General features: G+C 68.5%; 8 protein-coding genes and 2 pseudogenes. 4 read left to right on the top strand and 6 right to left on the bottom strand.

Going from position 1 to position 10,036, the window contains the following annotated elements:
* Positions 1-90: 90 nt before the first annotated feature.
* Complete coding sequence (locus AB0O21_RS39965) at positions 91-612, bottom strand: MarR family transcriptional regulator (RefSeq protein ID WP_362638361.1); 522 nt, start codon at positions 610-612, stop codon at positions 91-93.
* Positions 613-783: 171 nt separating this feature from the next.
* Between AB0O21_RS39965 and AB0O21_RS39960 the strand changes: the two genes are divergently transcribed.
* On the top strand, positions 784-2,205 hold the full coding sequence (locus AB0O21_RS39960; RefSeq protein ID WP_365180784.1) for a TerD family protein: 1,422 nt from the start codon (positions 784-786) through the stop codon (positions 2,203-2,205).
* Positions 2,206-3,829: 1,624 nt separating this feature from the next.
* Here the strand turns inward: AB0O21_RS39960 and AB0O21_RS39955 are convergent.
* Both AB0O21_RS39955 and AB0O21_RS39950 read right to left on the bottom strand, forming a co-directional pair.
* The gene (locus tag AB0O21_RS39955) at positions 3,830-4,270 is read right to left on the bottom strand and encodes a dihydrofolate reductase (protein ID WP_365180781.1); all 441 of its coding nucleotides are present in this window, start codon (positions 4,268-4,270) and stop codon (positions 3,830-3,832) included.
* A gap of 21 nt (positions 4,271-4,291) precedes the next feature.
* The gene (locus AB0O21_RS39950) at positions 4,292-4,945 is read right to left on the bottom strand and encodes a helix-turn-helix domain-containing protein (protein WP_365180778.1); all 654 of its coding nucleotides are present in this window, start codon (positions 4,943-4,945) and stop codon (positions 4,292-4,294) included.
* A gap of 34 nt (positions 4,946-4,979) precedes the next feature.
* Here AB0O21_RS39950 and AB0O21_RS39945 point away from each other — a divergent pair, with 34 nt between their 5' ends.
* On the top strand, positions 4,980-5,480 hold the full coding sequence (locus AB0O21_RS39945) for a hypothetical protein (protein WP_365180775.1): 501 nt from the start codon (positions 4,980-4,982) through the stop codon (positions 5,478-5,480).
* A gap of 459 nt (positions 5,481-5,939) precedes the next feature.
* Here AB0O21_RS39945 and AB0O21_RS39940 read toward each other — a convergent pair whose 3' ends face one another.
* On the bottom strand, positions 5,940-6,653 hold the full coding sequence (locus AB0O21_RS39940; protein ID WP_365180772.1) for a hypothetical protein: 714 nt from the start codon (positions 6,651-6,653) through the stop codon (positions 5,940-5,942).
* A gap of 795 nt (positions 6,654-7,448) precedes the next feature.
* On the opposite strand from AB0O21_RS39940, the gene AB0O21_RS39935 reads away from it, so the two are divergent.
* Both AB0O21_RS39935 and AB0O21_RS39930 read left to right on the top strand, forming a co-directional pair.
* On the top strand, positions 7,449-8,258 hold the full coding sequence (locus AB0O21_RS39935; RefSeq protein ID WP_365180769.1) for an IS5 family transposase: 810 nt from the start codon (positions 7,449-7,451) through the stop codon (positions 8,256-8,258).
* A gap of 213 nt (positions 8,259-8,471) precedes the next feature.
* Positions 8,472-8,840 (top strand): VOC family protein, encoded by a 369-nt coding sequence (locus AB0O21_RS39930; RefSeq protein WP_365180766.1) that lies wholly within the window; start codon positions 8,472-8,474, stop codon positions 8,838-8,840.
* A gap of 48 nt (positions 8,841-8,888) precedes the next feature.
* On the opposite strand, the pseudogene AB0O21_RS39925 reads toward AB0O21_RS39930, so the two are convergent.
* Both AB0O21_RS39925 and AB0O21_RS39920 read right to left on the bottom strand, forming a co-directional pair.
* Positions 8,889-9,516: pseudogene (locus AB0O21_RS39925) on the bottom strand (transposase family protein).
* 265 nt (positions 9,517-9,781) lie between these two features.
* Positions 9,782-10,036 (bottom strand): annotated as a pseudogene (locus AB0O21_RS39920) (hypothetical protein); the annotation flags it as partial.

The following is a 10,036-nucleotide window of genomic DNA, read 5'->3' as shown; positions in this document are numbered from 1 at the left end:
ACTCGCTACGACAAAACCCGCGAGTCCTACCAGGCAGCCGTCACCATCGCGTCCCTGTTCCTCTGGCTCAGACCCCTTTGAAGACACGCCCTAGTCGGCGGTCAGTGCGCCAATCCGCTGGGTGATCCGCTCCAGGAGGTCCAGGAACAGCCCTCGCTCGTCGGCACTCAATCCGTTGACCAGTGCCTCGAGTCGCGCGAAGTGGTCCGCAGCCATGTCGCGCAGCCGCTGGGCGCCGCGCGCAGTGAGGACCACCACCGCGCCCCGCCCGTCCTCCGCGGAGGCGCGGCGAGCCACCAGGCCCTCGCGCTCCAGCCCGCCGACAAGGCCGGTCACGGTAGCGCGCGAGACGCCAAGGCTCCTCGCGAGTTGCGACGGCGACTTCTCTCCGTCGCTGTCCTCCAGGTCCACCAGCAGGCGGTAGCGCCCGGTCGACAGTCCGGAACGCGAGAAGTGCACTTCTGACGCCCGGTCCAGGCGTGCCCCGGCCGTCATCAGGCGCACGGCGACGAGTACCGCCTGCGGATCGGCGTCAAGCCCGTACCGCGCAATCTGCTTCCGTGCCTGATCGAGCGTGGGCGTAGCGCCGGGCATCGCGTCCTCGTCACTCATGGGAATTAATATGGCAGCTAACTATCGGGTGGTCAAGGTGCTGCTGCTGCCAACACGACGACTGCCCACAGGTAGCTCTGCAGGATTTCATCTTGTTCCCCTTCGCAAGGCCCCGGGTGTCCGCACCGGAGGCCTTGCGTATGTCCCCCCCGTCGTGCGCAAGATCCGCTCATGCTCAGGGGATTGATCAAGGGAGACAACGCCTTCGTCCCGACGGCGGCACTGCGCGTCGCCGTCCGGAACGGCGTCGACGTCGCGGCGCTGCTCGTGACGGAACAGGGCAGGGTCCGGGGGGACGCCGACATCGTGTTCGACGGTGCTCCGGCGCACCCGTCGGGCGCGATACGTCTGTCCGCCGGCGAGGACGGCACGATGTGGCTGGAGACAGGCCTCACCGCGGTCGAGGAGGAGATCACCCGCGTCCTCGTCGTCGCGTCAACGGAGGAGGGCGCGCTGCGGGACGTGCGCGGGCTGTCCGTGGAGGTCTTCGGGCCGGACGGCGCGACGGTCGTGGGGTACGAGGTGACCGACGCGGGCGGCGAGACGGCGATGGTCCTCGCGGAGCTGTACCGTCGGTCCGGCGGCTGGAAGTTCCGCGCGGTCGGCCAGGGGTACGTGGACGGGCTGACAGGTCTTGCGGTGGACCACGGGGTGGACGTGGACGAGGATCCACAGGAGGTCCTGGAACGGATCCCGACGCCCGCCACCCCGCCCGCCCCGGCCGAAGCCCAGGCCCCGCCCGCCGCCCCGGCCGAGGCCCCGGCTCAAGGCCTGCGCCTCACCCGGGACCAGATCCTGGACATGACCCCGGAGCAGATCCGGGCCCTGGCCCTGGCCCAGAAGCAGGCCAGAGCCGAGGCACCGGACCAGGCGCCCCTGACGGCGTCCTCCCCGCCCGCGCCGAAGCCCGACCCGTCGGCCTGGACGTGCGGGCCCGTCTTCAAGCCGCGCACCGCCACCGGCCGGGACAACGACGTGATCACCGTGAAGGATCTCCCGCATGGCCCCGTCATGGTCGAACTGACCCTGAAGGGCGACGGTTACACGGGTCTGTGGCCCCTCGACGAATCCAACGCCAAGGGGCGTTATCTCGTCAGCACCACGGAGAAGGACTTCCGGGGACGGGTGATCACCTCAGTCCCCGAGCACGGGCGGCTGCGCCTGCGGCTGGAGGCGAGCGGCTCCTGGCAGGTACGGATCCTGCCGCTGGCGGAGGCCCGACGCCTGTCGAAGGACCGGCTGGAGAGCTGGGGCCCCGACGTCCTGCTGCACACCGGAGGTACGGCCGACGTCACCTTCCACTACAAGGGCGACAGCAATTTCATCGGCCACGTCTACAGACTGGCGGGGCACACGGACCCCACCACGCTTCCGAAGCCCGGAGGGTCCGTTGTCAGCGAGATCGGCGCGCGCAGGGAGACCTTGCCCCTGCCCGAGGGTCCGCTCCTCGTCTATCTGTCCGCGGCGGACGGCCCCTGGGACGCGCGTCTGAAGGACGTGCAGCCCCACAGCAGCGGCCAGGACGCCGACGGCCCGGCGAAGCTGCCCGAGCCCCGCGGGGCACTGGGCTGGCTGCGCCGAGCGAGGCGCTGAGCGGCGCTGATCGGACAGGCCTTAGGGGGGGCAGCGCCCGGACGCTGCCCCCTTTCCGCCTCCGTGCGGGTTCAGGCCAGATTAGCCAGAACAGCGGCCATCCCCGTTAGCTGGCTGTCCCGTGCCACCGAACCTGGACCGAATGCCATCGAAGTTGGACCACTGCACGGTTTGTGTCAGCGAAGCTGCACCGCCGCAGGTCAACGCACCGCAGGAACCTGCGTCGAAGTGGTAGCTGGCGCCCAGTCGGCCCCGGAGTCCTCTGACAAGTGATCTTGACGGCCTGATCGGGCAGTGCTGAGGGCGCCCTGGAGCTGGCGCCGGTCTTTCGTGCACCCGAGGCCGGCGCTCGTGGCGGCAAACTCCCCGTGCACAGGGGACCTGTGCTCTCCGTTCACATCCGCGGCGGTGTCGTCTTCGACGGCCGCCGCTACTGACCATGTCCGTGTACGTCCGCCTCGCATCCGACGCTCTCCGGCAAGTGAGGATCGTCGGATGCACACCCGTCGAGAAGAACGAGCTGACCCGGCAGGACGGCGGCATCCACGTGGTGGTCCACCCGCAGGTCGCCGTCCGGGTCGACGTCACCGGCAAGCTGCTGGAGATCCTGGATACAGGGCTTAACCGGAGCGTCGGCGGGCCCGCACGGCCCTGGCCGCTTGAGCAAGGTGTCCAGTTATGTCGCGCAATGGCGCGCGACAGGAGCCGTAGACGTGTACGCCGATGTGACTGGGAGAGCTACGAGAGGACCGCAAGCCATGCCCACGACCCCCACCGCGGACAACAAGCAGCGTCCGTACTTCGAGTTCCGCTGCGGCGGTCTGCACCTGACTGTTCAGCGTGTACCGGTGTGGCTGATCACACTGCTATCCACAGCTACCGGCACAGGGGCAGCCTGGTGGAGCAGCCGATAAAACCAACGCTGACGAGTCGTCGGCGGCATCGGGCTCGAGGACTTGACCGACGGCCGGGCATGAGTGACGGCCGACCACGTCGGACAGCAGCCAGCGCACGGCCAGCGTCGACCATCCCGGTCGGAGCAGCCGCTGAATCGTCCTCGTCACCAGTGGCGCACGCCTTGAACTGCGGCGGTCCATCATTGTCATGAACTGCGTTCGGCCCAACTTCGATGGCATTCGGTCCAGGTTCGGTGGCACGGGACACTGGCGTCCGGATGGCCCGAAGGAAGCCACTCGACGTACTAACACCGAAGCTCGTAGCGACTTCACCAAACGCACCCGCTCGGCCGTATAACACCGGCGCTGCAACATGCCTGCGCGTTGCAGCCCTGACCTGTACAAACACGAGCCCACAGCCATCAGGGACCTGTGTTGCACCACCATCCTGTGCCGGAAGACAAGACGAAGGCCCCGGGGGTCACGACGCCCCGGGGCCCTCCACTTCGCTGACCTCCCGGCTCAACGACGGGCGAGGTGGGCGTGTTACGCGCAGTCACCGTTTGGCGGCCTCAGAGATGTGATGACGGGTATCTGTCCGTGGGCCGGCTCTCGCGCGGCTCACCCCGGGGCGCCCGGGGCGAGCCCCTACTTGCCCAGGTTGTAGCGCGGCTGGGCGAAGCCCCCGACGTCGGCGGTGGAGTCCAGGCGAAGCGGGATGTCCTTGGTCAGCTCGCCGAAGAGCCGGCCCCGATCAGAACCGGGCGACGCTGATGATGAACGCATCGACGCGACCTGCGCGGATGAAGCTCTGGACGAGACGTCCGCCGTCGGGGGTAGACATGCTTGATCCCGCGCTGGTCGAGGTCGGCGAGGAGACTGTCCATGCTGCGGTAGACGGTGATGCGCGGGTCGGCTTCCTCGGCGAGGGTGGTGCTCAGGACGCCCACGTGGCGGGCGCCGTAGTGCCAGTTCTCCTTGCCGAAGCCGATGACCTTGTCGTAGGTGTTGCGGCCCATGATCACGGCGTCGACCGAGTCGAGGAACTCGAAGAAGCCCAGGTCGCCGGCCTTCTCGCCGCGCGAGGTCAGCCATTCGATGTCGTCGTCGGGGCGGGCGATGTAGCCGTCGAGGCTGGTGCCGATGAAGACGGTGGTGGTGAAGGTCATGAGGTCCTCGCTAACAGGTGGTCAAGGTCGTCGTGGAGCAGGGCGGCGGGATCGCCGTCGCCGGTGAGGCCCACCGCAGCAGGGAGCCGTCAGTGGTGATCTTGATGGCGCGGGCGAGGCGCGGCACCTCGGTGCCGGACGGGAGCTCGCCCTCGCGACGGCGTCGGTGAGCAGCTCTTGTAGCGCCGCCTCCACCGCGCGGGTGTGCGTAGCGGCACGGACGCGGAACTCGGGGTCGGACAGATCGAGCTGGAGCATGCTGAGGTGATTGGCCATCTCCTCGGGGGTGGCCATATGGCCGGCGAGACTCTCGGCGACAGCGTGCAGCGCCGCCAGGGGCGAGTCGTGCTCGGCCCGCGCACTCCGGTAGGGCGCGGCGGCATGCGCGGCAGCGTCCGCGGCGAACACCAGCAGCAGGCCCCGCTTAGACCCGAAACTCTGGGACAGGGTCGCCGGCGAGACCCCCGCCTCGGCGCCAACATGCGCCAGCGTGAGCCTGCCGGGACCGTGCGCACCAATGGCGCTGGAGCTGCCGTTCGGCTTCGTGCTGAGCTCCGCCGCCTGACTTTGGTCCGACCGGCTGGATGTGCCGGTGGTTCGTGCGGGGGTGCTCCGCGGCGCGGCGGAGTCGAGGTTATGAAGGGAGTCGAACGGAATCGGATGGAAGTTCGTCATCCGGTCATTCCCGAACCTCAACCTCAGGAGTCGCATGATGCGCCCCATCAGAGCGGTCTGCCTCGGCACGGCCACGCTGGTCACCCTCCTCGCCTGCACCCCCGTCGCGGCCGCCGCGACGGACGCCGGTTCCGCCCAGGCCAGGGATAAGGACCGGATCATCACACTCCTGGCCGAGGTGCAGCAGCTGACCCGCTTCCCCGTCACCCCCGGCAGCGTCTCGCAGGGCGATCAAGTCGTCGTCCGCTCGGACCTCTTCGACGAGGCGCACAACAAGGTCGGCGAGACCCACGGTAGCTGCGCCACCACCCGGGGCGGCGCTGATGAAGCGGAGCAGTGCCTCGTGACCTACACCCTCCCGGGCGGCCAGCTCACCACGCAGGGGGTGTACTTCAACTACCTCGACCAGGGTCCCTTCGACAGCGCGCTCACTGGCGGCACCGGGGAGTACAAGAAGGCTCGCGGCTGGGTCCACTCCGACACGATCGCCACAACCCCCAAGGTCGTGAGGCGCTTCACGATCCACCTCGTCTGACGGACCCGGACGTCCACGTAACCCCGGAATCCGGCCTTCTCTCCTGGCGTCGCACCATTGGAGACGGTTGTCCCATTGTGGCCGCAGGCTGATTCGGCCGACGGCCAGGGCGACGAGCCTGTGGTACTCCAGGTGGTCGGTCTGTCTGGCGGTGAGGTGGGGTGAGCGGGTTGTTGCGTTGAAGTGGGGCAAGCATCCCCAGTCGCTCGCCGGGGGCGAGGAGAAGCTCGCCCCGGGTTGGGCCGCAGACCGGCTGCGGCCGCTGCTCGACGGCGGGGTGTTGGCCGACTTGATGTCGGGTGAGGACTGGCCGCGGATGGCCGGGCAGATGGTTGGGCTGCAGAGGGCGGGCGTCGACCTGAGTACGTTCCTGCCTCAGCTCGAACGGCAACGTGGCGGGGGAGGGCTGCTGGTGCGGACGGTCGGATGCTTGAGGCCCCGGCGGGCCGGGGAGAGGTCCTACCGCTCTGGATAGTCGAGTTCCTGGGCACGTTTTGCAGCTTGCAGGGCGTCACCCCGCTGACGCCACGTGGCTGCTTCTTCGGACTGGCCGAGTTTATCGAGAACGTAGGCCCGGTGCCAGGCACCTGCGGGCTCACCTGCTTCGGCGAGTTGTTTCCAGCACTCAGCGGCTTCTTCCAGGCGTCCCTGCCTCAGGAGGAAGTCGCCCAAGTACTCGCGGGCAGAGAGACCGATACGGCCAGGTTCATCCGCGGCTCTGCGGTACCAGTGTTCCGCTTCGGAGGTGCGCCCCATCTCGTCGAGGACGTCAGCGAGGGTGGATGGCGCCCAGGGGGCGCCGGTTTCCACGGCCTTCCGGAGCCAGAACTCGCGCTCATCCTGGTCCGCCGCGTACGCATCCATGCTCTGGATCGCTGGGATCCATCCTGCCTGGGCGGCTCGCCTGCACCACGACGCCGCGGTGAGGTCGTGTGCCTGGCCGTGCGGAGTCGCGTTCACTGCCCGGTCATGGTGGAGCCGGGTCAGCGAGTACATCGCTTCGGCATCACCGGCCTCCGCGGCAGCGAGCAGCCACCTCTCGGCTGGAGCGTTGCCTTCGCTGCCGGTCTGGTACAAGTACTGTCCGAGCCGTTTCATCGCGGCTACGTCGCCGGCCTCAGCAGCCTGCTCGACCCACGGTTCCAACGGCTCCGGTCGCTTCGGTATCGCCACCTGGTCTCCATCTCCGCCTCGGTACCCGGATACCCGGGACTTCACTGACCGCAGTATCCCAACCGGCTGCGGGCGCCCGCCGAGCAACATCTCCGCGCAGTCGGTCCGGACCCCGGCTCAGAAGTTGGGGCGGGAGAGTAACGGGGCTTCTGAAGCACCCTGGAGGCCTGGCAGGTTCCTGGCAGCGGAGAACGACGCGAAGGTTCGCCCTTCGCCCTGCGGCCGTGCACCTGGGCGTCGCATGCGCCCACGAAAGGCCACCCGTTACCGCGACAGACTGGACGAAGAGGAGGCATCCGGATCGCCGAAGCCCTGTGAACCTCCAACCACGACGCTCTCAACGTGGTCGGCCGACGCCGGCCACCAGCCCTCCCCGCGCAGGCCGACAGGTCCAGCGACAGGACCGGCTCTGACACAGGGGAGGCCGCCTGACCGGGCCCGCGCTGTGGCGACCGCCAAGTCGGGCAACGCCTCAGATGAGTTCACTCGTTGGACAGCACACGGACATCGAACCCGTACACCCGAGAGGGCGTATTCATACCGATCACCGAGCTTGGGGATCGAACAAGGATCCTGATCGGATGATGTCGGAGAGGTTCGTGCATGAAGACAGGGCCTCGTGGCGATTCGGAAGGCGTTGAAGGCTCACCGAGCGCCAGGAGGGCCTACTTGTCGCAGTTGTTCGCGGTTGTGGTCCCGGGGTTCGACTCGTCCGTCGTGTCGTGCGATTGCCTCGTGCACAGGTTTGGGAACGCGGCGGATCAGCCGGAGAGGGCACGTCGCTATCCGTCGGGCATGACGGATGCGGAGTGGGCCGGGGTCCGACCGCTGCTGCCGGTGCCGGCCTGGCTGGAGGGCCGGGGCGGCCGTCCGGAGGGCTACTGCCACCGGCAGATGCTCGACGGGGTGCGATACGTCGTCGACAACGGCATCAAGTGGCGCTCGGTTCCCGCCGACTTCCCCGCATGGGACCAGGTTTACGCGTTCTTCCGGCGCTGGCGCCGCCAGGGCCTGGACGTAGAGTTCCACGACCGGCTGCGGGGCGAAGTCCGCGTCAGTGAGGGGCGGGCAGCCGAGCCGACCGCCGGCATCATCGACTCGCAGTCAGTGCGGGCCGCCAGCTCGGTTCCGGCCGTCTCGCGCGGTTACGACGGCGGGAAGAAGGTACCGGGCCGCAAGCGGCACGTGATCACGGACTGTCTCGGCCTGCTGCTGGTGGTCGCGGTCACCGCCGCCAACGTGGGGGACCGCGAGGCCGCAGTGCCCCTCCTGCAACGGGTAAGGGCCGCACACCGCTCGCTCCGTCTGATCTGGGCGGACGGCGGCTACACCGGCATGCTCACCGATTGGGCACGGGAGAAACTCCACCTCGTCCTGGAGATCGTCAAGCGGAGTGACGAGCCGCGTTTCGTGGTGCTGCCGAGGCGGTGGGTGGTCGAGAGGTCGCTGAGCTGGCTGATGCGTTCGCGTCGGCTGGTTCGCGACTACGAGACGCTGCCCGCCACCAGCGAGTCCATGATCTTGTGGTCGATGACCATGCTTATGTGCCGCCGCCTCGCCCGCCGTAACCACACGACCACGACGTCAATGTTCCTGACCGCCTGAACCGCGTCGTCGCCCTCACTGTTCTCTTTCACTGAGGCTGCGCCATCTTGAGGTGGCTGGTCAACAGGGGTGGTGTGACCTCGTTTCGGGGTACTCGTGCTGGTCGTGGGCGGCAGTCTGGGGTGTAGATCGTCTGGCAGGGCAGTTTTGCCGATGAGTTCACCGTCCTCGAACGGTCTACCCAGCGACACGACCGTTCTCGACAGGAGTGCCATGTCCACCATCCAGCCAGTGATCATCACTGCCGACCAGGACGTCCTGGTCGGCTTCTATACGAAATTGTTCGGCGCCGAGGAGATCTTCCGGGTACCGGCGGAAGGCCCGGCCTTCTACCTCGGCTTGCGCATCGGCGACACCGACCTCGGGCTGGTGGCCAAGGAGAACCCGGGGACCGGGGCGGCACCGCGGATCCTGCTCAGTATCGGTGTCGACGACGTCGACGAGACGCTCTGCCGGGTGGAGGGGCTGGGCGGCTCGGTCCGCAGCGGCCCCAACGACATGCCGTGGGGACAGCGCGTCGCCCACATCCAGGACCCCGACGGCAACCCGGTGAACCTCACCCAGCCGATCCCGGCTCAGTGACGCTGCTCCGGGGTGCTTGTGCTGGTCGCGGGCCGCCTGCGGTAGAGATCAATTATCGGTAGTGGCCTCGATGTTCGTCAGGACGAGCAGCGCGCGAAGCAGGTGGGTGGCGCGGGCGGGGTCAGTACGGAGCGTGGTGAGGATCCGCCAGTTCTTCAGGTGGGCGAACCCGCGCTCGACGGGCGCGCGTCCGGCGGCCAGAACCCGGTTCGCCGTCTTCTGCCCGGGGGTGAGCTTGCGGTAGCGGGTGGCCTTGAAACCGGTCACGATGACCAGGTCATCGGGGTCGTCGTCCAGGCCGAGGAAGCCGAGATCGGCCAGGGCGCCGAGGCCGGCAGCACGCAGGTGGGCCAGGATGTGGTCGCGGCGGGCGGCGGTGATGTCGTGGGTGCGGCCGGGCGGCCGATATCCACACCAGACGGCCCCGCTCGTCGGTCAGGGCAAGCACGTGCAGGCCGTGGCGGCGATGCTTGCCGGAGTAGTTCGGGCGGTTCGCCTTGCCGGTGCGGCGCTGGGTGGGAATCAGGGTGCCGTCGATCAGGACGACCTCCCCGCCCTGCTTGGCGATCTTCTTCAGGGCGCGGTCCAGGCGCGGGGCCCTCGCGTCGAGCAGCGCGATCAGCTCGTCCCGCCAGCGGCGCACGGTGGTGGCGGAGATGTCGTTGCCGCCGGCCATGTCGGCCAGGCGCTGGTCGTGCCGCAACACGGCCAGGACGATCACCGCGATCCTCCCGGGCGGCAACGCCCGCCATCGGGAGCGTATGGCCTTGAGATGGCGTCGCAGCAGGTCGGCGAGGTAGTTCAGGGTGCGCGTGGATAGCGGCAGGCGGCACTGGTAGACCAGGGACTCGGTGTCCCCGGCATGCTCTTTGGTATTCGTCACACAATCTCAACAGCCGCCGGGGGCACCTCGGTTACGCCCCGCCGCTGCGTGGCCTTGCTCACGCGCGGGTGGTGAACTTCCCGTCGGGGAGTTTGTGCAGCCAGCCGCGGTCGGCCAGCTTCGTGAGCCTCCCGCGCAGCGGCTCCAGCTTGCCCCTCACCCCGGTGTCCAAGCCCAGCACCTCGCCGATCTGCCGGGTGGAGACCGGGCCGCCGGCTTGCCGCACGGCGGTCAGGATGCGCTGGTACTCCGCCGGCAGCGCGGACTCAGCCAACCCCGGCGCACGATCCGGGACCAGCCGCACCGCCCGACC

This window comes from Streptomyces sp. NPDC091371 (genome assembly GCF_040684275.1).
Classification (GTDB): Bacteria; Actinomycetota; Actinomycetes; order Streptomycetales; family Streptomycetaceae; genus Streptomyces.
This window is presented reverse-complemented; position numbering and strand designations above follow the sequence as displayed.